The 21,807-nt window shown below is 72.2% G+C and carries 24 protein-coding genes; 13 read left to right on the forward strand and 11 right to left on the reverse strand.

The genetic code is table 11. The features are described 5' to 3' along the window. Nucleotides 1-54 precede the first annotated feature (54 nt). The 7 genes from ACFQUZ_RS13090 to ACFQUZ_RS13120 all read left to right on the forward strand — a co-directional run bounded on the left by ACFQUZ_RS13090 (nucleotide 55) and on the right by ACFQUZ_RS13120 (nucleotide 5,483). Nucleotides 55-744 carry a helix-turn-helix domain-containing protein gene (locus tag ACFQUZ_RS13090; protein ID WP_377441673.1) on the forward strand — a complete coding sequence of 230 codons (690 nt, stop codon included), beginning with the start codon at nucleotides 55-57 and terminating at the stop codon, nucleotides 742-744. After that, nucleotides 741-1,364 carry a hypothetical protein gene (locus ACFQUZ_RS13095; RefSeq protein WP_377441675.1) on the forward strand — a complete coding sequence of 208 codons (624 nt, stop codon included), beginning with the start codon at nucleotides 741-743 and terminating at the stop codon, nucleotides 1,362-1,364. The genes ACFQUZ_RS13090 and ACFQUZ_RS13095 overlap by 4 nt, the downstream gene beginning before the upstream one ends. A gap of 75 nt (nucleotides 1,365-1,439) precedes the next feature. Then, nucleotides 1,440-1,754, forward strand: a complete 315-nt coding sequence (locus ACFQUZ_RS13100) for a DUF2516 family protein (protein WP_377441677.1) — start codon at nucleotides 1,440-1,442, stop codon at nucleotides 1,752-1,754. Then, nucleotides 1,751-2,638 (forward strand): alpha/beta fold hydrolase, encoded by an 888-nt coding sequence (locus ACFQUZ_RS13105; protein ID WP_377441679.1) that lies wholly within the window; start codon nucleotides 1,751-1,753, stop codon nucleotides 2,636-2,638. The genes ACFQUZ_RS13100 and ACFQUZ_RS13105 overlap by 4 nt, the downstream gene beginning before the upstream one ends. 11 nt (nucleotides 2,639-2,649) lie before the next feature. Then, nucleotides 2,650-3,387: an alanyl-tRNA editing protein gene (locus ACFQUZ_RS13110; RefSeq protein WP_377441680.1), complete on the forward strand. Its 738-nt coding sequence runs from the start codon at nucleotides 2,650-2,652 to the stop codon at nucleotides 3,385-3,387. 85 nt (nucleotides 3,388-3,472) lie between these two features. Further along, entirely contained in the window at nucleotides 3,473-4,084 is a 612-nt protein-coding gene (locus ACFQUZ_RS13115) for a SigE family RNA polymerase sigma factor (RefSeq protein WP_377441682.1), read from the forward strand. After that, a complete protein-coding gene (locus ACFQUZ_RS13120) occupies nucleotides 4,074-5,483 on the forward strand; it encodes a hypothetical protein (RefSeq protein WP_377441684.1) in 1,410 nt (469 codons plus the stop codon). The genes ACFQUZ_RS13115 and ACFQUZ_RS13120 overlap by 11 nt, the downstream gene beginning before the upstream one ends. An 80-nt stretch (nucleotides 5,484-5,563) precedes the next feature. On the opposite strand, the gene ACFQUZ_RS13125 is transcribed toward ACFQUZ_RS13120, so the two are convergent. Then, entirely contained in the window at nucleotides 5,564-6,388 is an 825-nt protein-coding gene (locus tag ACFQUZ_RS13125; protein WP_377441686.1) for a hypothetical protein, read from the reverse strand. 89 nt (nucleotides 6,389-6,477) lie between these two features. After that, the gene (locus tag ACFQUZ_RS13130) at nucleotides 6,478-7,368 is read right to left on the reverse strand and encodes a GNAT family N-acetyltransferase (protein ID WP_377441689.1); all 891 of its coding nucleotides are present in this window, start codon (nucleotides 7,366-7,368) and stop codon (nucleotides 6,478-6,480) included. 219 nt (nucleotides 7,369-7,587) lie between these two features. On the opposite strand from ACFQUZ_RS13130, the gene ACFQUZ_RS13135 reads away from it, so the two are divergent. After that, on the forward strand, nucleotides 7,588-8,517 hold the full coding sequence (locus ACFQUZ_RS13135; protein ID WP_377441691.1) for an SDR family oxidoreductase: 930 nt from the start codon (nucleotides 7,588-7,590) through the stop codon (nucleotides 8,515-8,517). A 34-nt stretch (nucleotides 8,518-8,551) separates the two neighbouring features. Here ACFQUZ_RS13135 and ACFQUZ_RS13140 read toward each other — a convergent pair whose 3' ends face one another. From ACFQUZ_RS13140 to ACFQUZ_RS13160, 5 genes are all read right to left on the reverse strand, one after another. After that, complete coding sequence (locus ACFQUZ_RS13140; protein WP_377441693.1) at nucleotides 8,552-9,520, reverse strand: helix-turn-helix transcriptional regulator; 969 nt, start codon at nucleotides 9,518-9,520, stop codon at nucleotides 8,552-8,554. 3 nt (nucleotides 9,521-9,523) lie between these two features. Further along, a complete protein-coding gene (locus tag ACFQUZ_RS13145) occupies nucleotides 9,524-10,165 on the reverse strand; it encodes a response regulator (protein ID WP_377441695.1) in 642 nt (213 codons plus the stop codon). A gap of 182 nt (nucleotides 10,166-10,347) precedes the next feature. Further along, the gene (locus ACFQUZ_RS13150) at nucleotides 10,348-11,517 is read right to left on the reverse strand and encodes a sensor histidine kinase (RefSeq protein ID WP_377441697.1); all 1,170 of its coding nucleotides are present in this window, start codon (nucleotides 11,515-11,517) and stop codon (nucleotides 10,348-10,350) included. A 165-nt stretch (nucleotides 11,518-11,682) separates the two neighbouring features. After that, nucleotides 11,683-12,402 carry an ABC transporter permease gene (locus tag ACFQUZ_RS13155; protein ID WP_377441699.1) on the reverse strand — a complete coding sequence of 240 codons (720 nt, stop codon included), beginning with the start codon at nucleotides 12,400-12,402 and terminating at the stop codon, nucleotides 11,683-11,685. A gap of 27 nt (nucleotides 12,403-12,429) precedes the next feature. Next, nucleotides 12,430-13,338: an ABC transporter ATP-binding protein gene (locus ACFQUZ_RS13160; RefSeq protein WP_377441700.1), complete on the reverse strand. Its 909-nt coding sequence runs from the start codon at nucleotides 13,336-13,338 to the stop codon at nucleotides 12,430-12,432. Nucleotides 13,339-13,527: 189 nt separating this feature from the next. Here ACFQUZ_RS13160 and ACFQUZ_RS13165 point away from each other — a divergent pair, with 189 nt between their 5' ends. Then, nucleotides 13,528-14,412, forward strand: coding sequence for an EI24 domain-containing protein (locus ACFQUZ_RS13165; RefSeq protein ID WP_377441702.1), 885 nt, complete (start codon nucleotides 13,528-13,530; stop codon nucleotides 14,410-14,412). Nucleotide 14,413: 1 nt separating this feature from the next. Further along, the gene (locus ACFQUZ_RS13170) at nucleotides 14,414-14,932 is read left to right on the forward strand and encodes an O-acetyl-ADP-ribose deacetylase (protein ID WP_377441704.1); all 519 of its coding nucleotides are present in this window, start codon (nucleotides 14,414-14,416) and stop codon (nucleotides 14,930-14,932) included. A 15-nt stretch (nucleotides 14,933-14,947) separates the two neighbouring features. On the opposite strand, the gene ACFQUZ_RS13175 is transcribed toward ACFQUZ_RS13170, so the two are convergent. Further along, nucleotides 14,948-15,709: a maleylpyruvate isomerase family mycothiol-dependent enzyme gene (locus ACFQUZ_RS13175; protein ID WP_377441706.1), complete on the reverse strand. Its 762-nt coding sequence runs from the start codon at nucleotides 15,707-15,709 to the stop codon at nucleotides 14,948-14,950. 29 nt (nucleotides 15,710-15,738) lie between these two features. Between ACFQUZ_RS13175 and ACFQUZ_RS13180 the strand changes: the two genes are divergently transcribed. Continuing rightward, entirely contained in the window at nucleotides 15,739-16,872 is a 1,134-nt protein-coding gene (locus ACFQUZ_RS13180) for a UDP-N-acetylmuramate dehydrogenase (RefSeq protein ID WP_377441708.1), read from the forward strand. Nucleotides 16,873-16,927: 55 nt separating this feature from the next. Here ACFQUZ_RS13180 and ACFQUZ_RS13185 read toward each other — a convergent pair whose 3' ends face one another. Together ACFQUZ_RS13185 and ACFQUZ_RS13190 are read right to left on the reverse strand one after the other, a co-directional pair. Continuing rightward, nucleotides 16,928-17,695 carry a class I SAM-dependent methyltransferase gene (locus tag ACFQUZ_RS13185; protein WP_377441710.1) on the reverse strand — a complete coding sequence of 256 codons (768 nt, stop codon included), beginning with the start codon at nucleotides 17,693-17,695 and terminating at the stop codon, nucleotides 16,928-16,930. A 127-nt stretch (nucleotides 17,696-17,822) separates the two neighbouring features. Beyond that, on the reverse strand, nucleotides 17,823-18,587 hold the full coding sequence (locus tag ACFQUZ_RS13190; protein WP_377441712.1) for an SDR family oxidoreductase: 765 nt from the start codon (nucleotides 18,585-18,587) through the stop codon (nucleotides 17,823-17,825). 93 nt (nucleotides 18,588-18,680) lie between these two features. On the opposite strand from ACFQUZ_RS13190, the gene mshA reads away from it, so the two are divergent. Both mshA and ACFQUZ_RS13200 read left to right on the forward strand, forming a co-directional pair. Beyond that, entirely contained in the window at nucleotides 18,681-20,123 is a 1,443-nt protein-coding gene (gene mshA, locus ACFQUZ_RS13195) for a D-inositol-3-phosphate glycosyltransferase (RefSeq protein ID WP_377441714.1), read from the forward strand. A 75-nt stretch (nucleotides 20,124-20,198) separates the two neighbouring features. Beyond that, nucleotides 20,199-20,792, forward strand: a complete 594-nt coding sequence (locus ACFQUZ_RS13200; protein ID WP_377441716.1) for a YbjN domain-containing protein — start codon at nucleotides 20,199-20,201, stop codon at nucleotides 20,790-20,792. Nucleotides 20,793-21,086: 294 nt separating this feature from the next. On the opposite strand, the gene ACFQUZ_RS13205 is transcribed toward ACFQUZ_RS13200, so the two are convergent. Beyond that, nucleotides 21,087-21,794, reverse strand: a complete 708-nt coding sequence (locus ACFQUZ_RS13205) for a hypothetical protein (RefSeq protein ID WP_377441718.1) — start codon at nucleotides 21,792-21,794, stop codon at nucleotides 21,087-21,089. Between the last annotated feature and the right edge of the window lie 13 nt (nucleotides 21,795-21,807).

Below are 21,807 nucleotides of genomic sequence, written 5' to 3' on the forward strand. Positions count from 1 at the left end.
ACTCCAGCAAGCGTTTCGCTTGCTGGAGTTAGCGGAGGTGGCTACGGTTGGCGCATGGCCACACCCAAGGACCTGCCCCGGGACATCGGGGGGTTCATCCGGGACCTGCGGCGAAATGCCCAGATATCCCTACGCCAGCTCGCCGAGCAGACCGGCGTCAGCAATCCCTACCTCAGCCAGATCGAGCGGGGGCTGCGGAAGCCGAGTGCCGAGGTGCTGCAGCAGATCGCCAGCGCCCTGCGCGTGTCGACACCCGCGATGTACCTGCGGGCGGGACTGCTCGACGAGAAGGAGGGGCAGGGCGTGCTCGCGGCCATTGCGAGCGACCCGCACCTCACGATGGCGCAGAAGCAGTCCCTCAGCCAGATCTACGAGACGTTCCGCCGGGAAAACGGCCGGCTCGCGGAGGCCGAGGCGACCGCCACCACGACGGAGACGCCGCCGGCATCCGAATCCCTACCGGAGGAATCCCTGCGGGCCGGATCGGATCGGGACGAGGCGACGGCTGGCCGGTCGCCGGTCGACGCGACAGCCACGCTGCCCGCTGACCCGGTGCTGAAGGCGGTGGCGGTGACCGAGGCGGGTGCCGCGCCCGCGCCGAAGGCCGACACCCGGGACGCACCGAACACTGTGGCCAACGAGGACCAGCCCACCGCGGGGGTCGAGAAGGACCAGCCCACCGCGGCGGTCGAGAAGGACAGGACCGCTGCGGCGGTCGACGAAGAGGAGTCGAAGAACCGATGAACAAGCCCAGGACCAGCCGGATCCCCGCCCCGCTCTACGCCGCCGCGGGCGCCGGCGAACTCGCGTACGAGTCGCTGCGCAAGCTGCCCGAGGTCGTCACCGGCCTGGGTGACCGCGCCGCGACGACGAGCGTCGAGCTGCGTGAGAAGGCCGCCGCGTCGCTGCGGGAGGCCAACCGCACGGCCGAGACCCTTCGCGAGCGCACGGTGCGTGAGTTCGACGCGGACGTGGACCGGCTGCGGGAGGCGGCGCTGCGGAACGCCGCCGTCGTGCTCACCAACGCCCAGACCGTCCAGCAGCGGGCCTTTTCCGCGTACGGCGCTCTGGTCAACCGGGGCGAGCGGCTCATCGGCACGGGCGTCGTGCAGGCGGCCGAAACGGTGAACGCCGACATGGCGGCGACCGAGGTCGCCGAGGTGGCGGCCAGCCCGGCCACGGTGGCCGAGACCGTCGAGTCCACCCCGGCCGTCAGGAAGCCGCGCCAGCCGCGGACCCGCAAGACCGTCGCGGCCGAGTCGCCGGCGAGCAGGACGCCGGCGAAGACCGCCACCAGGCAGGCCGGCACGAAGCAGGCCGCCGCGAAGCAGTCCACGACCAAGCGGACCGCGCCGAAGGCCTGAGTCCGGAGCAGAACGTAACGGCCCCGGCCGTGCCGAGTGGCACGGACCCGGGGCCGTCGACATAAGCTTGCCGGCATGGCCTCTGCCGCGCCGCTCTTCTACCAAGACGTCGTCTTCGTCATCAACCTGGTGCTGCTTGTCTTCGCGCTCGTCATCGAGAGCGTCGCCTTCGTCCACTGCCTGACCCAGCGCTCCGACGCGTTCCCGGCGATCGGCACCCTGCCCAAGGCCGGCTGGCTGGTCATCCTGGCGCTGTGCCTGGTGCTGCTGCTGTTCGGCTTCGGCCCGGTGAGCATCTTCGGGCTGATCGGCATCGCCGCCGCCCTGATCTACCTGCTCGACGTCCGGGTGGGTCTGCGTGACATCACCGACGGCAAGGGATTCTGGTGAGGGACTTCCGCTGGCCTCCGCCGCCCGACGGCGGACCGCGGACCTACGGCCCCGGCCCGAGCGCGCCGCGCACCGGCCGGCCGACCATTCCCGAACCGGCCACCGAACTGGTCACCACCCCCCACGGTGTACGGCTGGAGCGGCTGGTCACCGGCGCCGGTGACCCCACCACGGTGTTCGCGCACGGGCTGGGCGGTGGCATCAGCACCACCCGACCGCTGGGCAGCGCCGTATCCGGCACCCGCGCCTTCTTCCACTTCCGCGGGCACGGGCGCTCGGACGCGCCTTCCGGCCCGTGGAGCTACGCCGACCTCGCCCGGGACCTGCGGGCGATGGCCGACCTCGGGCAGGCCGACCGTGCCGTCGGGGTGAGCCTCGGTGCCGGGGCATTGTGCCGATTGCTGGTGGAGAGCCCGGAGCGGTTCGACCGGGTGGTGTTCTTCCTGCCCGCGGTGCTGGACAAGCCCCGCCCGGCGTTGGCCCGGGAACGGCTCAGCGACCTGCTCGACGCGGTGGAGGGCGGAGACGCCGCGGCCGTCGCGGACACGGTGTCGTACGAGATCCCGGCCGCCCTGCGCAATACCCCGGCCGGCTGGGCGTACCTGCGCCAGCGGGTCGACCAGCTGAGCCGCGACGGCCTCGCGCCGGCCCTGGCCAGCCTGCCCGACCAGGTCGCCGTGCGGACCGCCGCGGCGTTGCGCGAGGTGACCGCCCACGCGCTGGTGCTCGGCTGCGTGGGCGACCCGTTGCATCCCGCGGAGGTGGCGGAGCAGCTCGCGGCCGCGCTGCCCCGGGCCACCCTGCACCTGTACGACCGGCCGGGGGTGCTCTGGACGCACCGCGCCGACGTGCGGGAGCGCATCTCGGGCTTCCTCAACGCGTAGAGTCCGGAGCCATGGGCGTTTCCCGGCATGGCCACACCCACCGCCTCGACCTGGCCGACCCCACCCTGCGGGAGTGGCGGTGCGTGGTCGTGTCGAGCGATCCGGAGGAGGGCATCGTGCTCGACCGCTCGGCCTTCTATCCGGGTGGCGGGGGCCAGCCACCGGACCACGGGGTGCTGCTCTGGCAGGGGGTGCAGACCCGCATCGTCGGCACCCGCAAGGGCGACGAGCTGTACCTGATCCCCGCCGAGGGCGATCCGCTGCCGCCCGCCGGCATCGCGGTCATGGGGGCGGTCGAGGACACCCGCCGGACCATGCTGATGCGCACCCACTCCGGCCTGCACGTGCTGTGCGGGGTGGTGTTCCGCGACTTCGGCGCCCTGGTCACCGGCGGGAACATGGAGCCGGGCGAGGCCCGGATGGACTTCAACCTGCCCGAGGTGCCACCCGACTTCAAGACCCGGATCGAGGAACTGGTAAACACCGAGGTGTCCGCCGACCGGTCGGTGGCGGTGCGGGTGTTGCCCCGGGCCGAGGCGTTGGCGTTGCCGGACATCATCCGGACCCAGTCCAATCTCATTCCGCCGGACGAGCAGGAGGTCCGGATCGTCGATATCGTCGGGCTGGACGTCCAGGCCGACGGCGGCACCCACGTCGCGTCCACCGCACAGATCGGCAAGGTGCGGGTGGTGAAGGTGGAGAGTAAGGGTCGGGCCAACCGCCGGGTCCGGATCCGCCTGGGCGACTGACTTCGGGCGCGGAGTCAACCTTTCCAGGCTGTCGCGGGTCGTCTTCTCATCAACAGAGAGACCCATGGCGGGCTGGAGGGTGTACGTGACGGATGACGGTTTCCGCGAGTTCGTCGAGATCCGGTACGCGGATCTACTGCGGACGGCGTACCTGCTCACCGGGTCGCGGCACGCGGCCGAGGATCTGGTGCAGAACGCGCTGATGCGGGCGATGCGTCACTGGCGGCGGGTGGACGAACCGATGGCGTACGTCCGCCGGATCATGGTGAACGAGCGGGTCAGCCTGTGGCACCGGGTCGGTTCCCGGGAGTTCCTGGCCGGGGTCACCGGTGCCTGGCGGCTGCACACCGACCGTGGTCGGAGCCGGGACGTGGCGAACGACGTCGCGGTCCGCGACGAGGTGCTCACCGCGTTGCAGAGCCTGCCGCCGCGAATGCGGGCGGTGTTGGTGCTGCGCTACTGGGACGACCTCAGCGAGGCGCAGATCGCGGAGATGCTCGGCTGTTCGGCCGGCACGGTGAAGAGCCAGGCATCCCGGGGACTGGCCCGGCTGCGCGCGGTGCTGCCGGCACCGGGTGAGCCATCGCCGGCGGGGGAGCGCCGGACACCGAATGAGGAACCTTCCCCGACCGGGCAGGTGCGCCCGATCCCGTCAGCCGCCATGACGAACTGGAGTGGAGCGAACAATGGCCGATGACATCAGGCGGGAGTTCACCCGGCTCGCCGAGCCGGTGGTGCCGCGCCCCGAGCCGTACCACCGGCTGCTGGGCCGGGTCCGGCGGCGCCGGCAGCGGCGGATGGTGGTGGCCGGAGCGGCGGGTGCTGCGGCGGTCGCCGTGGCGCTGCCGGTGCTGGCGCCGGTCGGCCTGCCGGGCGTGACAGGGGCGGCCTCGTCGCCGCCACCGGCGGTGGGGACCTACCAGCCGCCCAGCGAGATCGACAGCGAGTTGGTACGGAGGCTGCTGGAGTCTCCCACCCGGGGCAACCTGGCGGGCGATCGGGAGCTGATCGCCGAGATCGAGCGGGGCTACCGGGCCGCCCAGGCGGAGTTGCTGGTGGCTCCGTCCCTGGACCAGGTCAAGGTGCTGCTCGCCCACGACACGCCGACCGCCCGTTCGGTGGTGGTGGCGTTCCGCGACGACACCCACGCGGTGATCCGGGAGACGTGGGGGGAGGCCGCGGCCCCCGTGGCGGACCTGGTAAAGCAGACCGGTACACCGAACGAGGCGGCTCCTCTGCCGCCGTACATCCTCGGCAGCCGGCACTCCCCGGCGAATGACGGGATGGCCGCCGATCTCGCGGTCGGGCTCGCGCCGGCCGACTGCCTCGTCGAGACCTCCAACGACGGCCGGATCGGGGCAGACGGAACGGTGGCCCGGACCTGGCAGCGGACTGGTCCCGAGGGGTTCGTCGTCCGTGGCCCCGGGCAGACCGCCGAACGCTGGCGGATCACCTGCGACGGAGAGGTCCGTTACGCCGGGCCGGGAGCCGGCGGCGAGGTTCGCCGTTATCCGGAGCCAGCGAGGCCACCGGTTTCCACGGTCGGAGCCCGGGGAACGGTCGATCAGGCCGTGGCCGGCTCCGCCGTCCGTCGGCTCGACTGGCTGCTCGGCAAAAATGGTCTCGTCGGGGAGCCGTCGCGGGTGCTCTGGGGCGGTCGGTTGCCCGACTGGGTGACAGGCGTCTCGCCGGAGGCCGTCCTCGTCGAATCCTGCTCGACCGACGGGGGATGCGCCGGGCTGCTGGACACCAAAACGGACCGGCCGGGGCCCGACGATCGCTCCGGCCCGATCCCGCACTCGACGACCATCGGTCGGCCGGACCTGCTGGTGCTCCGGCTGCCGGGGGAGACGGGCGGCGTGCTGATCGCCGGACCCGAGCGGGCCGTCCGCGCCGAGTTGCTCGACGGGAAGGGTCGCACGGTCACCAGTGGCCTGCTCGACGCCGGAGTCGGCGCTATCCGCGTCGCGAAGCCGGGTGAGGTGGCCCGGGTGAAGCTCCTGGACGGGCAGGGCCGCACGGTGACGGTGGCGGACTCGAAGGCACCGCGCCTCGACGAGTACCGCGGGCTGGGCGAGCCGTCCGTCTGGAACTGACGGCCCGGCGCGGCTGTGGATCGTGGATTGTTGGTGCCCCCAGAGGGGCCTCAGCAATCCACGATCGCCGGCCATCGCGGCTACCGGTGCCGGACCCAGACGTTGGGTTCGTGATAAACGCCGGTGTCGGCGAGCCGGTCCACCCGCAACGTGCTCAGCCCGTCCGGGATCACGAAGTCACCCGAGCCCGGCAGCGGCAGGCCGGTCCAGCTCTCCCACTCGGTGACCGTGCCGGTCATCGTCTGGCTGCGCGGCGCCGTCCCGATGATCGAACCCCCGAGGCGTACGTGGGTGCGCAGCCACGGGTCGAAGGGTTCGCCGTCGGGCCGGCGCCAGGTCGCGTACGACTCGATGGGGATGAGCGGATACCGCACCTTGGCGGTGGGACGCACCGGGGCGATGACGCGCCGGAGACCGCGCGCCACGGCGAGGTCGCGCATGGCCGCGACCAGCCGGCCGGCCCAGCCGCGGCCCTGCTCGTCGGTGCGGACCATGCCACCCATCACCACGAGCGTGTCCGGGCGGACCCTCGACTCGTGCCCGAGCACGGCCCGGGCCAGCGAGTCGGTGTAGCCGGCGGGCAGGTCCTCGACCGTCCCGTGCCAGCGCAGCGGCACCCCCCAGCCGGCCGCGACGATCCGTTCGCCGCCGGTCTGGGCGCTGCCGCTCCGGGAGCCACCGGCCCGGGAGCCACCGGCCCGGGAGCCACCGGCCCGGGTGCCGCCGTCGGTCCGCGTGCCGTCGTCGACCAGCAGGAAGTCGAGGTCGGCGAAGTACGCGCCGCGCCGATCGAGGTACTCCTTCGCCGCCTGATCATGGAAGATGAACTCCGGCCAACTGCCGGCGAAGAGTTCCCCGAAGGCGGGTTCCGACCGGGACGACAGCGGCACCAGGCGGTGCGCCATGACGGCTCCCTTCCGTACGCGATGGGTGCTGCCTAGGTTCGGCGGCGCTGGCGGGCCCCGGCGCCGGGTGGCCGGCGCCGGCATGTTGATCACAACAGGTCGATGCGTTCCATCTCGATCGGGTAGCCCGCCCGGGCGAACGCCGCCGCCATCGGCAGGTTCGGCTGATCGGTCGCCGCGACGATCCGGTCCGCGCCCTCGGCCACCAGCCGGTGGGTGCACTCGACCAGCAGGTCGTACGCGTAGCCGTTGCCACGGTGCTCGGGCAGCACGCCGACGAAGCCGACGATCGGATCGTAGGGATTGCGGGCCGGCACGGTGATCCCGACAAGGTCGCCGTCCGGCGCGTACCCGAGCAGCCACCACTCCCGCGGGCTGGGCAGCCCGCGGAGAAGGTCCAGTTCCTGCTGGGCAGCCGTGACGGGATCGGTTTCGGCCCGCGCCTGCCGGGTGTGCGCGTCGAGGCTGCCGTCGCCGATCCGGCGCAGCACGTCGAGGATCACCTGGTCGTCCGGCTCCGGCCGGAACTCCAGCCGGCCCGGCCGATCCGGCAGCCCGCAGTCCGGCGTCCACCGGTACCGGAACCGTTCGACAAGCACCGACATCCCGGCGGCGACCGCCGCGTCGATCCGGCGCTGACCCTCGCCGCGCAACGCGGGGTCGTCCCGCCACCCCGATGGCAGGCGCAGTTCGTACTCGGTGTGGAACGGGGCGGCGCGCAGCAGTTCGGTGCCGGCGGCCGGATCGGTGAAGTCGAACCAGTCGAGGGCGATCGGCTTGTTGTCGTCCGGCCTGCCCCACCAGGCGGCGCGGGCGACCACGGCGCCGTCGCGCAGCGCGATCCAGGTCCACTCGGGACGGTACTCGTCGACGCTGTAGCGCTCGCCGAAGGCGGCCCGACCCACGAGGTCGGGGTCGGCAAGCGCGTGGAAGAGGTGTTCCTCACCCGCGGTGAGCGGGCGGATGACCAGGTCGGTCATGGGTTTCCTTCCGGGAGGTGGTCGTGCTCCCGGATCAGGTCCGCGGCGCCCCGCTGGCGGGGTGGGAGCACGTGAGGTCGATCGTGATCACGATGCCCACCTCCCTCCGGCTCGTCGGGGCGCCCGGGAACCGTACCAGGTCGTCCGCGCCCGCGTCGCCGGCATTTCGGCGCGGAAACCGGACGCCGGCTGTCACCTTTCGCTGGCACGGTTTCCGGCATGACGCAGACAACCGACGAGAAGCCGCTGGCTGGGCGGGTGGCCCTGGTCGCCGGCGCGACCCGGGGGGCCGGCCGGGGGATCGCCGTACAACTCGGTGCCGCCGGCGCCACCGTGTACGCCACCGGCCGCAGCACCCGTGCCCAGCGGTCCGAATACGACCGGCCGGAAACCATCGAGGAGACCGCCGACCTGGTCACCGCGGCGGGCGGGACCGGAATCGCCGTCCAGGTCGACCACCTCGTCCCCGAGCAGGTACGCGACCTGGTGGCGCGGATCGACGCCGAGCAGGGTCGGCTCGACGTGCTGGTCAACGACATCTGGGGAGCCGACCCGCTGGTCACCTGGAACAAACCGGTGTGGGAGCAGCCGCTGGAGGCCGGCCTGCGAACGTTGCGGCTGGCCGTCGACACGCACATCATCACCAGCCACTTCGCGCTGCCGCTGATGATCCGCCAGCCGGGTGGGCTGGTTGTCGAGATGGGCGACGGCACCACCGACTACAACGCCACGAACTACCGGCTCTCGGTCTTCTACGACCTGGCGAAGGCATCGGTGAACCGGCTGGCGTTCAGCTGGGCCCACGAACTACGCGAGCACGGCGGCACTGCGGTCGCCCTCACCCCCGGCTGGCTGCGCTCGGAGATGATGCTCGACATCTACGGCGTGACCGAGGACAACTGGCGGGACGCCCTGGCCAAGGAGCCGCACTTCGCCATCTCCGAGTCACCTGCCTTCGTCGGCCGGGCCGTCGCGGCGCTCGCCGCCGACCCGGACCGGGCCCGCTGGTCCGGCCGGTCGGTTTCCAGCGGCGAGCTGGCCAAGGTGTACGGCTTCACCGATCTCGACGGCAGCCGACCCGACGCCTGGCGGTACGTCGTCGAGGTGCAGGACGCCGGGCGACCCGCGGATGTGACCGGCTACCGCTGACGGGAGGGGACGGGCCTGTCCCGTGGCCCGTCCCTCATCCGTAGAGAGCGGCGAGGCGGGTGGCGGCCTCGGCGAGCCAACCCCGCAACTCGGCCGGCTCCAGCACCTCAACCTCGGGCCCCAACTGGAGCAATTGGCCGTACGCCACCTCGGCCGACTCGACGGCCAACTGGGTCACCACCCGGCCCCGGTCGTCGGGAGCGCTCGCGGCGGCGACCGCCTCCGCGTACACGAACGGGGCATGGACCACGTGTCGAAGCTGCCGGAGGCCGGCCTCGGTCAGCCGGATGGTGACCCGTGCGGCCAGCATGTCGCGGAGAAACTCCTCGGCCGCGTTCCGCCAGTATCCGACGAGGTCGAAGTCGTCGTCCCGGGTGAACGTCGCACCGGTCGGCCGGACGCCGGTCACCCGGTCCACCCGATAGGTACGGTGCGTGTCGTCGATCCGGCCGACGACGTACCAGACTCCGCTCTTGAGCACGAGGCCGTACGGCTCCACCCGGCGGGTCACCTCCCGGCCACGCCGGCGGTAGTCGATCTCGACGGTCGCGTCCCGCCACACCGCGCCGGCCAGCTCGGCCAGCCACACCGGCGGACCCGCCGACCGGAACCAGCCCGGCACGTCGAGGTGGAACCGTTGGCCGGTCCGGGCCGGCGCGTCCCGTAGCGCGGGCGGCAAGGCTGCCAGCACCTTGAGTTCGGCGGCCGCCACCGCGTCGGCGAGCCCCATGTCCCCGGCCGGCCCCGGCAGGCCGGTGAGGAACAGCGCCTCCGCCTCCGACCGGCTCAGCCCGGTCAGCCGGGTCCGGTAGCCCCCGAGCAGGCGGTATCCGCCGGCCCGCCCCCGGTCGGCGTACACCGGAATGCCGGCGGCGGACAACGCCAGCACATCCCGGTAGACGGTGCGCTCCGACACCTCCAACTCCCGGGCCAGTTCGGCCGCGGTCATCGTCTCCCGGTTCTGCAACAACAGGACCAGGGAGATCAACCGAGACGCCCGCAAGGGCTACCGGCCGGGGGTGAGCAGGCCGCGTTCGAAGGCGACGGCCACGGCCGCCGCCCGGTCGCTCACCCCGAGTTTCGCGTACGCGTGCAGCAGGTGCGTCTTCACGGTGGCCTCGCTGATGAACAGGTCCCGGGCCGCCTCCCGGTTGCTCCGCCCCCGGGCGACCAGCCCGAGCACCTCCAGTTCGCGCTGGCTCAGCGGCTCCCGCTCGGGAGCCCGCAGTTGGCCCATGAGCTTGCCGGCCACCGACGGCGAGAGGGTGGCCTGGCCGGCAGCCGCGGAGCGGACCGCCCGCATCAGTTCGTTGCGCGACGTGTCCTTGAGCAGGTATCCGGTGGCCCCGGCCTGAACCGCCGGCAGCACGTCGCTGTCCGTGTCGTACGTCGTCAGCACCAGCACCCGGGCTTCCGAACCGCGGTCCGCCAGCGTCCTGATCGCGCTCACGCCGTCCATGCCGGGCATCCGCAGATCCATCAGGACGACATCGGGGCGTACCGACTCCACCACGGTGACCGCCTCGGTGCCGCTGCCGGCCTCGCCGACCACCGCGAAATCGGGGTCACCGGTGAACATGCCGCGTAGGCCGTCGCGCACCACCGGGTGGTCGTCGACGATCACCAGCCGGATCGGCTTCCCGGTCACGCGATCACACCATTCGTTCGCGACTGCGGGGCTCGCAAAACCGGCTCACTCCTCGCGCTCACGGGGTCACACCATTCGTTCGCGACTGCGGGGCTCGCAAAACCGGCTCACTCCTCGCGCTCACGGGGTCACACCATTCGTTCGCGACTGCGGGGCTCGCAAAACCGGCTCACTCCTCGCGCTCACGCGGCCATGCCTCCCGTCAACTGCCGGGCGTGCGCCAAGGGGCGTACCCCGTCCGGGTCCAGCGCGGGCACCGAAGCGGAGATCGCGGTGCCCGCGTCCGGCTCGGACTCGATCGTCAACTGGCCGTCCACGCCGGCGATGCGCTGCCGCATCACGGTCAACCCGTACCCACCGTCCGAGCCCGGCGGTGGGTACGGGACGACGGCCGGGATGAAGCCCCTGCCGTCGTCCCGGACATCCAGGGTGACCTGGTCCTCCATGTACGACAGGGTCAGCCCGACCCGACCCGCCTCGGCGTGCTTGGCGACGTTGGCCAGCGCCTCCTGGGCGGTCCGCAGCAGCGTCACCTCGATCTCGGGGTGCAACCGGCGTCCCGTACCGGTGGTGGTGAGCGAAGCCCGCACACCGTTGACGGCCGACCAACGGTCCACCACGTCGGCGAGCACGTCCGGCAACCGTCCCTCGGCCAACGGCTCCGGCCGCACCGCACGCACCGACCGGCGGGCCTCGGTCAGGCTTTCCCGGGCCAGCCCGATCGCCGTGTCGACATGCCGTTGCCATTGGCCGCGCCGGTCCCGGGCCTGCTCGGCGGCCTCCAACTGAGTAATCACCCCGGCGAGCCCCTGGGCGATGGTGTCGTGGATCTCCCGCGCCATCCGCTGCCGTTCGTCCAACACGCCACTCTCCCGGGCCTGGGTGAGCAACTGGGCGTGCAGGCCCTCGTTCTCCCGCATGGTGGCGGCCAGCTTCCGGTTGGCCTCGCCCAGCTCCTCGACCAGCCGCTGCTGGCGGGCACTCTGCTGCTCGGCGAGGGTGCTGAACCAGGTGACCGCTCCGGCGATGCCCAGGTTGAAGGCGAGCACCACACCGAACAGCGGAGCGTTCTCCACGATCACCGGCACGCCGCCGACCTGCGAGGTCGCGCTGACTGCCGCGGTGCCGGCGACACCGAGCAGCCGCCAGCGGCCCACCAGGACCAGGAACGCGTGCGGGTAGCCGATCCAGGCGAAGAAGCCGAAGAACGGGTTGTGCAGGACCAGCGCGCCGGCCAGCACCAGCAGGCCGGCGTAGTAGAGCCCCATCAACCCGCGCCGGTTCACCCACTCGGGGTGCAGGGTGAGAAACCAGGCGACCCAGGCCGCCGTCCCGGCGACCAGGGTGAACATGCCGATCAGGTCCGTCGAGAAACTCGTCTGAACGGCCAGCGCGAGCAGCGTGGCGACCGCCAGGGCGGGATAGGGCAGCCATCGGTAGAGGGCACCCTCGCGGCTCTCCCAGCCGCTCAGTCGATCACAACCGTCGGCGACGCGGCTCTTGTGTGCGTCCAGGACTCACTCCCAACGGAACAGGCGCGCCGCCGCGACCCCGGCGACGACCGCGACAAGGGCCATTATGCCCAGCTGAAGCGGCTCCGGCGAGGTCCCGCTCCAGGCGTCCAGCAGGGCCTGGACGCCCGGCGGGGTGTAGTCACCGATCCGGACCAGGAACTCGGGCAGCAGGAACCGGGGCAGGTACACCCCGCCAAAGAACATGATCACCAGGAATATCGGCGTACCGATGGCGCTGGCGGCCTTGGTGGTTCGCGCCCGCGCCGCCACCAGCAGTCCGAGCGCGAGCAGGGCGGCGGTGCCGATGACGAAGGCGATCAGGAAGCCGATCGGGTCCTGGGGCAGCGGCACGTCGAAGGCCAGCCGACTGACCGTGATCAGCAGGGCGGAGCTGGCCAGGATGCTGGTCAGGACGATCAGGAGTTGGGCGACCAGCAGCGCTCCCGGGCTCGCCGGGGTGGTGCGCATCCGGCGCAGCATCCCCCGCTCCCGGTACGTCGCCAGCAGGCTCGGCAGCACGGTCAGGCCGGCCATCACGAGCGTGAGCACCAGCAGGGACGGCGCGAAGTAGGAGACGAATGTGTGGTTGTCGAAGGTCGGGTCCGGCTTCCGCAGCGCCGGGATCAACCCGAGCACGACCATGATCATGGTGGGCAGGCAGAGGGTGAGGATGACCGCCGTGGGGTCCCGGAGATAGAGCTTGGTCTCGGTCTTGAGGATCATGCGGAAAGCGTGCATCGGTGCTCCTGCTCAGTTGTCCAACGTACGGCCGGTGAGGCCGACGAACGCGTCATCGAGGTTTCCCTGCTCCACCCGCAGGTCGGCGGCGATGATCTGCTCCCGGGCGAGCACCGAGGTGACCGCGTGGAGCACGTTCCCGGTGCCGGTGACCACCAGTTGCGCACCGCTGCGGTGCACCGAGACGACCTCCGGCAAACCGGTGAGGAGCGCCTCGTCCACCGGCGCGGACGGCCGGAACCGGATCCGCTGCTCGGGTGCCACCCGGGAGACCAGCCCGCGCGGGCTGTCGATCGCCACCACCCGTCCGGAGTCGATCACGGCGAGCCGGTCGCAGAGCCGCTCGGCCTCCTCCATGAAGTGGGTGACCAGCACGATCGTCACGCCGCCGTCCCGGATCTCCTCGATCAGGCTCCAGGTGTCCCGGCGCGCCTGCGGGTCCAGCCCGGTCGTCAGCTCGTCCAGGATCGCCACCTCGGGGCTACCGACCAGGGCCAGCGCTATCGACAGCCGCTGCTTCTGGCCGCCGGACAGCTTCTTGTACGCGGTGTTCCGCTTGCCGGCCAGACCGAGCTGATCCATCAGCCGCCGCCAGTCGGCGGGCTTGCGATAGAACGACGCGTACAGCTCCAGCGCCTCGGCGACCCGGAGCTGGTCCGGAAGCTGGCTCTCCTGCAACTGGACGCCGAGCCGTTGGCGCAACTCGGCTGGCTCGCGTTGGGGGTCCAACCCGAGCACCGACACGGTGCCGGCATCCGGAACCCGGAGCCCGGCGACACACTCCACGGTGGTTGTCTTCCCGGCGCCGTTGGGCCCGAGTACGCCGAAGATCTCTCCCGGCTCGACGGTGAACGAGACGTCGTCCACGGCTATCTGGTCGCCGTACCGCTTGTGCAGGCCGGTGACCTCGATGACGGGCATTCGCCCTCCTCCGTACGCTGGTGATCGCTGCCGTTCCAGCATCTCGGCGTGACGCTCCGACCGAATCGAACGCCCGGCGACGCCGCCGGCCGGCCCTGGTGGACGCCGGATCCACCAGCCGGTTGATGCGCGAGTGCGGGCCCGTGGGGTTCGCGTCCGGCAGCGGAACGCCCCCGTGCCACCGGGGTGATGCCGTGCCGCCCGGTCCGCTCGGCAGTAGGCTGCCCGGTCGTGGATGCCCGCACAGTCGCCGCGCCGGTCACCGGCGCCGCCGGCCAGTTCTTCTCCGGAGTGGGCCTGCTGCTGCGCGGGTTCGCCACCTACGCGCGCAGCCCCGGGCTGGTGCTGCTCGGCATCGTGCCGGCGCTCATCTCGGGCGCGCTGTTCGTCGGCGCGTACGTGACGCTTGCCTATTTCGTCACCGACCTCGCGGAATGGATCACGCCGTTCGCCGATGACTGGTCCGGTGGGGTCCGGAACGCCGCGCGGATCGTGGCCGGGCTCGCCCTGCTGGGGCTTGGTGGCCTGCTGAGCGTGGTGGCCTTCACGGCGGTCACCCTGGTGATCGGCGACCCCTTCTACGAGAAGATCTCGGAACGGGTGGAGGAACGGCTCGGTGGAACGCCGGGTGAGGTCGACATCCCGTGGTGGCGGTCGCTGCGGCGCAGCGCCGTCGATTCGGCCCGGTTGATCGGCCTGTCGGTGTTGTTCGGCATCCCGCTGTTCGCGGCGGGGTTCGTGCCCGTGGTCGGGCAGACCGTCGTGCCGGTGCTCGGCGCGGCGGTGGGCGGCTGGCTGCTGGCGACCGAACTGGTCGGCGCCCCGTTCTACCGGCGCGGCCTGCGTCTCGCGGACCGTCGTCGAGCGCTCCGGGCGATCCGGCCCACCGCGCTGGGATTCGGCGTCGGGGTCTTCGTGGCCTTCCTGATTCCGCTCGGCGCGGTGCTGTTCACGCCGGCGGCGGTGGCCGGTGCCACGCTGCTGGCCCGCCGGTCGCTCGGCCAGTCCATCGACCATCCCGGCCAGCCTGCCGACGGGCCCGGCGGGTCAATCGAGCGGAAGCGGGGTGCCTGAGATGGAGATCCGGCTCGTCGAGGGGGACATCACGGCTCACCGGGTGGACGCCATCGTGAACGCGGCCAACTCGTCGTTGCTCGGCGGTGGCGGCGTCGACGGCGCCATCCACCGGCGTGGCGGACCGGCCATCCTGGCCGAGTGCCGGGCGTTGCGGGCCAGCCGCTACGGCCGAGGGCTGCCGACCGGGCAGGCGGTGGCGACGACCGCCGGCGAGCTGCCGGCCCGCTGGGTGATCCACACCGTCGGTCCCGTCTGGTCGGCGTCGGAGGACCGGTCGGCACTGCTGCGCGACTGCTACGCCAACAGCCTGCGGGTCGCCGACGAGTTGGGAGCGGGGACGGTGGCGTACCCGTTGATCTCAGCCGGTATCTACGGCTGGCCGGTGGACGACGCCGTGCGGCAGGCGTTGGCGGTGCTGCGGATGGCGGAGCCGGCGCGGGTGGTCGAGGCCCGGTTGGTGCTGTTCAGCGTCGACATCCACCAGGTCGCCGAGCGGGTTCTGGCCGAGTCGAGCTAGCTGTCCGGCCACGCGTCAGCCGGTGCGCAGGCCGCCCAGCAGCGACGCGTCACCGGTCACGTCGAGGACGTCGAAGTCGACCCGGCCGTAGAGCGCGAGCAGCAGGTCGCTGGCGGAGCCGACGGCATGCACCCGGGCGTGGTGGTCGTCGTCGTCCAGGATCGTGTCAGTGTCCAGCAGGGCCACGCCACTGCCGCGCATCCGGAGGAACCACTCCTGGCCGGCGTCGACGGCCACCAACTGGGCGACTCCCTGCCACGGCCCGGCCGCGTGGCGGCGACCGGCGGGCAGCCAGGAATCCAACACCTCGCTCACCCCGTCGGCGGCTAGCTTGGCCTCGATCGGTTCCGCCGCGGCGATGGCCATCTGGGCGTCCCACCGGTGCACTGCGGTTTCGTGGGCCATCCGCCGCTGCCAGAAGGCCACCTTTTTCGGCTGCGGGGCCCAGTTCCAGGCCGGCGCCTCCGGGTCCAGGCCGTCGAGCAGGGCGAGTAGCCGGTCGTACTCCTGCTTGCACAGCGGCAGGGCCTCGCCACCGGGCAGTTCCACGTCCCGGCTGAATCGTGGCGTCGGGGCCTCGGTGCGGCCGGCTCCGACGAAGGAACCGACCCAGTGGTAGATCCGGGCGAGGTGCAGCACGAGATCGTTGACGTTCCAGTCGGGACAGGACAGCACGGGTGTGTCCGGAGGGGCCTCTGCGACGGCGGCGTGGAACGCCGGTCCCTCGGCGCGCAGGGCCGCGATCCAGAAATCCTTGGTGCCGTGCAGTCTGCTCATCGCGTTCCTCCCGGACGACCTGGCTACCAATGGGTGGCGAGGCTGTCCTCCAGCCTAGGGTGAAGGGCGTGCGAGACGTTAGTGCCCAACCGACCCCCGCCGCAGACGCCGACACGCGGGAGTCGCTCGCGAAGTACACGACGCTGCGACTCGGAGGCCCGCCCCGACGGCTGGTTACGGCGACATCTACCGATGAAATAGTACAAAGCGTACGCCAAGCCGAGCTGCGCGACGAGCCGATCCTCGTGCTCGCCGGCGGCAGCAACATGGTGATCGGGGACGGTGGCTTTCCGGGCACCGTGGTGCTCGTACGCTCTCGCGGCACCCGGACGATCGCCGAGACGTCCGACACGGTCACCCTCCGGGCCGAGGCGGGCGAGCCGTGGGACGACTTCGTCGCCCGTACGGTCTCCGACGGCCTGTCTGGTTGTGAGTGCCTCTCCGGAATCCCCGGCTCGTGTGGCGCCACCCCGATCCAGAACGTCGGGGCGTACGGCCAGGAGGTCGCCGAGACCATCCACCTGGTCGAGGCGTACGACCGGGTGGCCGGCGAGGTGGTGCGGATGTCCGCCGCCGAGTGCGGCTTCGCGTACCGGTCCAGCGTGTTCCGGCACAGCGACCGCTGGGTGCTGCTCGCCGTCGATTTCACGCTGACCCGCTCGCCCCTGTCGGCCCCGATCCGGTACGCGGAGCTGGCTCGGACCCTCGGCGTGTCGGTCGGTGACCGGGTACCGCTGGCCGACGCCCGAGCCGCGGTGCTCGCGCTCCGGGCCGGTAAGGGCATGGTGCTGGACCCGGCCGATCCCGACACCCGGTCGGTCGGTTCGTTCTTCATGAACCCGGTGCTCGACGCCGGAGCGTACGAGCGGCTGCGTCAGCGGACGGCGGCCGCCGGCCTGGGCGAACCCACCTCGTGGCCGGGCGCCAGCGGAGTGGTCAAGGTGAGCGCGGCCTGGCTGATCGAGCGGGCCGGCTTCGGCAAGGGATATCCCGGCCCGGACGGGGTGGCCATCTCGTCCAAGCACACCCTGGCCCTGACCAACCGCGACGCGGTGGCCACCGCGTCGCTGCTCGCCCTGGCCCGGGAGATCCGGTCGGGCGTGCGGGACCGGTTCGGCGTCACCCTGAACCCCGAACCGATCATGGTCAACTGCGAGTTGTAGCCGGGAGAGGCGGCGACAGGGCGGGCGTGGCCGGGCCAGCCGGCCTCCGCCGGTGCTATGGCGCGACGGCGGCCCAGGCCACGGTCAGCTCCCCGTGCCGCCAGCGGCCGGGCCGGTCCAGCACCGGCCACCCGGCCTCCCGGACCGCGCCCACCGCGCGTACCCAGCGCTGCCGGGGACCGAAGGTGGCGTACGGGGCGGCGGCCCGCCAACCGTCGTCGAGCGCCCGGAGCAGGGCATGGATGCGGGTGCCGGGCACGTTGTGGTGGATCAGCGCCTTGGGTAGCCGTTCGGCCAGGGTGCCGGGCGTGTCCAGGGTGGCGAGCCGGGCGGCCAGCGTGAGCGACTGGGGGCCGATGCCGTCCAGCAGCACCCAGCAGCCGATCCGGCCCAACTCGTCACAGGTGCCCTCGATCAGCAGCCCGCCCGGCGCGAGGTTGTCGGTCATCGTTCGCCACGCGTCGACCACCGCGGACTCGTCGTACTGCCGGAGGACGTTGAGCGCCCGGACCACCACCGGACGCAGACCGGCCAGTTCGAAGCCACCGCGGGCGAAGCGCAGGCCGGGCGGGTCCGCGGCCGGCTCGGCCGCGGCCACCCGGGCCGGATCGATCTCCAGACCGACCACCTGGACGTCCGGCCGCACCGCCGCCGCCAGCCGGGCGCGCAGCTCCATCGTCGTCACGGGGGTGGCCCCGTAGCCGAGGTCGATCACGAGCGGCACGGCCGCGGCCCGGAGCGGTTCGGCGCAGCGGTACGCGATCCAGTTGTCCACCCGCCGCAGCCGGTTCGGGTTCGTGGTGCCCCGGGTCGGCGTACCCAATGGCCGGTCGGGGGTGCCCGACGTGCGGCGCGGCGGTCTGCGGGCGCTGATGGCAAACCCTTTCTCACATACACATTCGTCAGTCGACCGTCCTTTCCCGTTCCCGGCCGCGCCGAATGGCCGTTCCTCAGCCGATGCGGTGCACCTTGTGCTGGGCGGCCTGGGCCAGCGGCCGTACGACCAGCCGGTCGACGTTGACGTGGTGCGGCCGGGTGGCGCACCACGCGATGCAGTCCGCGACGTCCTCGGCGACCAGGGGGTTCGGCACCCCCCGGTAGGCGGCTCCCGCCTTCTCGGCGTCACCCCCGAAGCGGACGAGCCCGAACTCCTCGGTCTTCACCAGGCCCGGGTCGATCTCCACCACCCGGACCGGTCGGCCGCACAGCTCAAGGCGGAGCGTCTCGGCAAGCGCGGTCTGTCCGTGCTTGGCGGCCACGTAACCGCCGCCACCCTCGTACGCGATGAGGCCGGCGGTCGAACTCAGCACGATCACCGTGCCGGTCCCGGAGGCCTCCAGCTCGGGCAGCAGGGCCTGGGTGACGCGCAACGTGCCGAGCACGTTTACCTCGTACATCCAGCGCCAGTCTGCCACCGAGCCGCGCTCGACCGGGTCCATGCCGCGGGCGCCGCCGGCGTTGTTGACCAGCAGGGTCACCGGATCGGACAGGTCGCGTACGGTGGCCGCGAGATTCGCCACGGACTCGTCAGAGGTGATGTCGCAGGGTACGGCGGTGGCGGTGCCGCCCGCGGCGGTGATCTCCTTGACGAGGTCGGTGAGGCGATCGGCGCGGCGCGCCGCGGCGATGACGTGGAAGCCCTCGGAGGCCAGCCGTCGGGCGGTGGCCGCCCCGATTCCGCTGGAGGCTCCGGTGATGATCGCGACGGGAGTCATCGGCCTATTCTTCACCAGCGGGCGAGCCGGTCCAGATGAGTTCGGTCACCCCGGCGAGCTGCCGGTGCGCATGGACCGGCGGCGATCGGGAAGATGACGGGACGCGGGACGGTTGACCATGGGTGCGCGGTCGGCGCGGGTCGGGAACGACCGCGACGCGAAGGAGCGGATGTGACACACACGCACGCCGGGACGATCTGCCGGTCCGGTCGACCGTGGCCCCCTCCACGCCGCATCGCGACCCTGTCGGTTCACACGTCGCCCCTGGACCAGCCCGGTACCGGCGACGCGGGTGGGATGAACGTTTACATCGTCGAGGTGGCCAAGCGGCTCGCGGAGGCTGGCGTGGCGGTGGACATCTTCACCCGGGCCACCGCGAGCGATCTGCCGCCGCAGGTCGAACTGGCCCCCGGAGTGGAGGTCCGGCACGTGGTCGCGGGCCCGTTCGAAGGTCTCTCCAAAGAGGAGCTGCCGGCCCAGTTGTGTGCCTTCACGACCGGCGTCCTGCGTACCGAGGCAGCTCGCCCGCCGGGCTATTACGACCTCATCCACTCGCACTACTGGCTGTCCGGGCACGTGGGTTGGCTGGCCAAGGAGCGCTGGGGGGTCCCGCTGGCGCACACGGCGCACACGCTCGCCAAGGTCAAGAACGCCCGGCTCGCCCGCGGCGACCGGCCGGAACCGAACGCCAGGGTGATCGGCGAGGAGCAACTGGTGGCCGAGGCCGATCGGCTGGTGGCCAACACCCGGTTCGAGGCCGAGGACCTGATCGACCGGTACGCGGCGAACCCGCGACTGGTGAAGGTGGTGGAACCCGGCGTGGACCTGGATCGGTTCCGGCCGCCGGCCGCTGGTGCCGAGGCCGAGGCGAGGGCCGCCGCTCGCCGCCGGCTCGGCCTGCCCCCGGGCGGGTACATCGTCGCGTTCGTCGGCCGGATCCAGCCGCTCAAAGCCCCCGACGTCCTGGTCCGCGCGGCGGCCGCGCTGCGCGACCGCGATCCTCGACTGGCCGACCAACTGACCGTGGTGATCTCTGGCGGCCCCAGCGGCAGCGGCCTGGACCGGCCGACGTCGCTCATCGAGCTGGCGGTGTCGCTCGGGGTCGCCGACCTGGTCCGCTTCCTCCCCCCACGGGTGGGGGACGAGCTGCCGGCCCTCTACCGGGCCGCCGATCTGGTGGCGGTCCCGTCGCACAACGAATCGTTCGGGCTGGTGGCGCTGGAGGCGCAGGCGTGCGGTACGCCGGTGGTCGCCGCCGCGGTCGGCGGTCTCGTCACCGCGGTCCGGGACGGGGTCAGCGGGCGTCTCGTCGACGGACACGACCCGGAGGACTGGGCGCGCGTGTTGGCCGACCTGCTGCCGGCGACGGCGCACCGGCAGCGGCTGGGTCGGGGCGCCGCGGTGCACGCCAGCAACTTCTCCTGGTCGCGGACGGCGACCGGGTTGCTCGCCGTCTACCGGGAGGCGGTGGCCGAGCACCGGGCACGGATGAGGCGTCGCCTCGCGGGTGAGGCCGCCGCGCTGGGTTCCTGCTGACGGCGGGGCCCGCGTACCGGCTGACCCGCCGGTCCCGTCCGCGTGCCGGGCCTGTCCGCGTGGCATGGTGACCGGATGACCACCACCGACGATTCCGTACGCGGCGCGATCGCCGGCCGCATCGAGCGGGTGTGCGCCGAGCGTGAACTTCCCTGCGAGCCCACCGGCGAACTCTCGTACGCGGTGACGCTGCCTGGTACGCACAAGCTGAAGACGATCTGCAACCTGATCGTCGGCGAGCACGCGCTGCGGGTGGAGGCGTTCGTGATGCGCCAGCCCGACGAGCGTCGCGAGGAGTTGTGGGCCTGGCTGCTGCAGCGCAACGCCCGGATGTACGGGGTGGCGTTCTCCATCGACGCCGTCGGCGACATCTACCTGACCGGGCGGGTCGGTCTGGCCGGGGTGACCGACGAGGAACTGGACCGGCTGCTCGGCTCGGTGCTCACGTACGCCGACGAGTCGTTCGACACGATGTTGGAGATCGGGTTCGGCACCGCCATCCGCCGGGAGTGGGAATGGCGTGTCAAGCGAGGTGAGTCGCTGGCCAATCTGCGGGCGTTTGCCCACCTCTTCGAGCCGTCGAGCGCCGGCGGTGCCGCCTCCGGACCCTCGGGCGGGGACGGCCCGTCGACATCGGATCGCCCCGCAACGGGTTCAGACCGGTCCTGACGGGTAACCGCGGCCGGGCGCCGCGCGGGAGGGACGCGTCGGCAGCCGAGGGAGACCTGTCGAGGAAGCGGGAGTTCTCATGGCTCAGCGGAGCAGATCGGCCGGCGGTGGCAGCGCCGCGGCCAAGAAGCGAACGAGCGGGTCGGCTGGCACCAGTCGGGCGGATATCGCCCGGCTGAGCGCCGACAACATCCGTGCCCGGCTACGGAGGCGGGGCGTGACCGGCATATCCGCGATGCGCAAGGATGACCTGGTCGACACGCTGGTGAAGAGCATGCGGTCGGGTCGTGCTGGTCAGGCGGGGGGCCGGACGGCGCCAGCCAGCCGTGGGATGGCCAGGGCCAAGCCGGGGGCGAGGCGGCCGGGCACCAGCACAAAGCGGACGACCGCTGCCAAGCGGACCTCGGCGGCGAAGCGCACGTCGGCGGCGAAGCGGACGCCGGCCACGAAGCGGACGACCGCCACGAAGCGCACGTTGGCCACCAAGCGCGCGAGCGCGGGGCGGCGCACGACCACCGCGACGCGCACATCCGCCGCGAAACGCGCTCCGGCCACGAAGCGGACCGCAGCCAAGAAGACGACGACCCCGACGAAGAGGACGGCGGCGAAGAAGTCCACGGCGGCCAGGAAGTCCGCGGCGCGGAAGTCGACGGCGGCGAAGAGGTCCACGGCGGCCAGGAAGTCCACGGCCGCGAAGAAGACGACGGCCCCGACGAAGAGGACGGCGGCGAAGAAGTCCACGGCCGCCAGGAAGTCCACGGCGCGGAAGTCGACGGCGGCGAAGAAGTCCACGGCGCGGAAGTCCACGGCGCGGAAGTCGACGACGGGGACCAGGAGGACCGCGGCTCCGGCCAAGCGGACCACGGCGGCGAAGTCCACCGCGACGAAGCGGGCCACCTCCGCCACGAAGCGGACCGGCGCGGCGAAGGCCGGCGCCACCGCGAAGCCCTCGACGACGGCGAAGCCGCCGGTCGGCGCGGCCACGATCGGGGAGGCGGGCATCCGGGAGGGTGAC

The organism is Plantactinospora sp. GCM10030261 (assembly GCF_042666615.1).
In the GTDB taxonomy this organism is placed as follows: Bacteria; Actinomycetota; Actinomycetes; order Mycobacteriales; family Micromonosporaceae; genus KBS50.

Excerpts from the sequence above, each read along its gene's own strand:
- ACFQUZ_RS13190 (WP_377441712.1), bottom strand. The coding sequence starts at position 18,587 with ATGACTCCCGTCGCGATCATCACCGGAGCCTCCAGCGGAATCGGGGCG.
- ACFQUZ_RS13095 (WP_377441675.1), top strand. The coding sequence starts at position 741 with ATGAACAAGCCCAGGACCAGCCGGATCCCCGCCCCGCTCTACGCCGCC.
- ACFQUZ_RS13155 (WP_377441699.1), bottom strand. The coding sequence starts at position 12,402 with ATGATCCTCAAGACCGAGACCAAGCTCTATCTCCGGGACCCCACGGCG.
- ACFQUZ_RS13160 (WP_377441700.1), bottom strand. The coding sequence starts at position 13,338 with ATGCCCGTCATCGAGGTCACCGGCCTGCACAAGCGGTACGGCGACCAG.
- ACFQUZ_RS13130 (WP_377441689.1), bottom strand. The coding sequence starts at position 7,368 with ATGACCGACCTGGTCATCCGCCCGCTCACCGCGGGTGAGGAACACCTC.
- mshA (WP_377441714.1), top strand. The coding sequence starts at position 18,681 with ATGACGGGACGCGGGACGGTTGACCATGGGTGCGCGGTCGGCGCGGGT.
- ACFQUZ_RS13200 (WP_377441716.1), top strand. The coding sequence starts at position 20,199 with ATGACCACCACCGACGATTCCGTACGCGGCGCGATCGCCGGCCGCATC.
- ACFQUZ_RS13170 (WP_377441704.1), top strand. The coding sequence starts at position 14,414 with ATGGAGATCCGGCTCGTCGAGGGGGACATCACGGCTCACCGGGTGGAC.
- ACFQUZ_RS13150 (WP_377441697.1), bottom strand. The coding sequence starts at position 11,517 with ATGTTCACCCTGGTCGCCGGGACGGCGGCCTGGGTCGCCTGGTTTCTC.
- ACFQUZ_RS13135 (WP_377441691.1), top strand. The coding sequence starts at position 7,588 with ATGACGCAGACAACCGACGAGAAGCCGCTGGCTGGGCGGGTGGCCCTG.
- ACFQUZ_RS13100 (WP_377441677.1), top strand. The coding sequence starts at position 1,440 with ATGGCCTCTGCCGCGCCGCTCTTCTACCAAGACGTCGTCTTCGTCATC.
- ACFQUZ_RS13110 (WP_377441680.1), top strand. The coding sequence starts at position 2,650 with ATGGGCGTTTCCCGGCATGGCCACACCCACCGCCTCGACCTGGCCGAC.
- ACFQUZ_RS13120 (WP_377441684.1), top strand. The coding sequence starts at position 4,074 with ATGGCCGATGACATCAGGCGGGAGTTCACCCGGCTCGCCGAGCCGGTG.
- ACFQUZ_RS13180 (WP_377441708.1), top strand. The coding sequence starts at position 15,739 with ATGGGTGGCGAGGCTGTCCTCCAGCCTAGGGTGAAGGGCGTGCGAGAC.
- ACFQUZ_RS13175 (WP_377441706.1), bottom strand. The coding sequence starts at position 15,709 with ATGAGCAGACTGCACGGCACCAAGGATTTCTGGATCGCGGCCCTGCGC.
- ACFQUZ_RS13090 (WP_377441673.1), top strand. The coding sequence starts at position 55 with ATGGCCACACCCAAGGACCTGCCCCGGGACATCGGGGGGTTCATCCGG.
- ACFQUZ_RS13165 (WP_377441702.1), top strand. The coding sequence starts at position 13,528 with ATGCCGTGCCGCCCGGTCCGCTCGGCAGTAGGCTGCCCGGTCGTGGAT.
- ACFQUZ_RS13125 (WP_377441686.1), bottom strand. The coding sequence starts at position 6,388 with ATGGCGCACCGCCTGGTGCCGCTGTCGTCCCGGTCGGAACCCGCCTTC.
- ACFQUZ_RS13205 (WP_377441718.1), bottom strand. The coding sequence starts at position 21,794 with ATGCCCGCCTCCCCGATCGTGGCCGCGCCGACCGGCGGCTTCGCCGTC.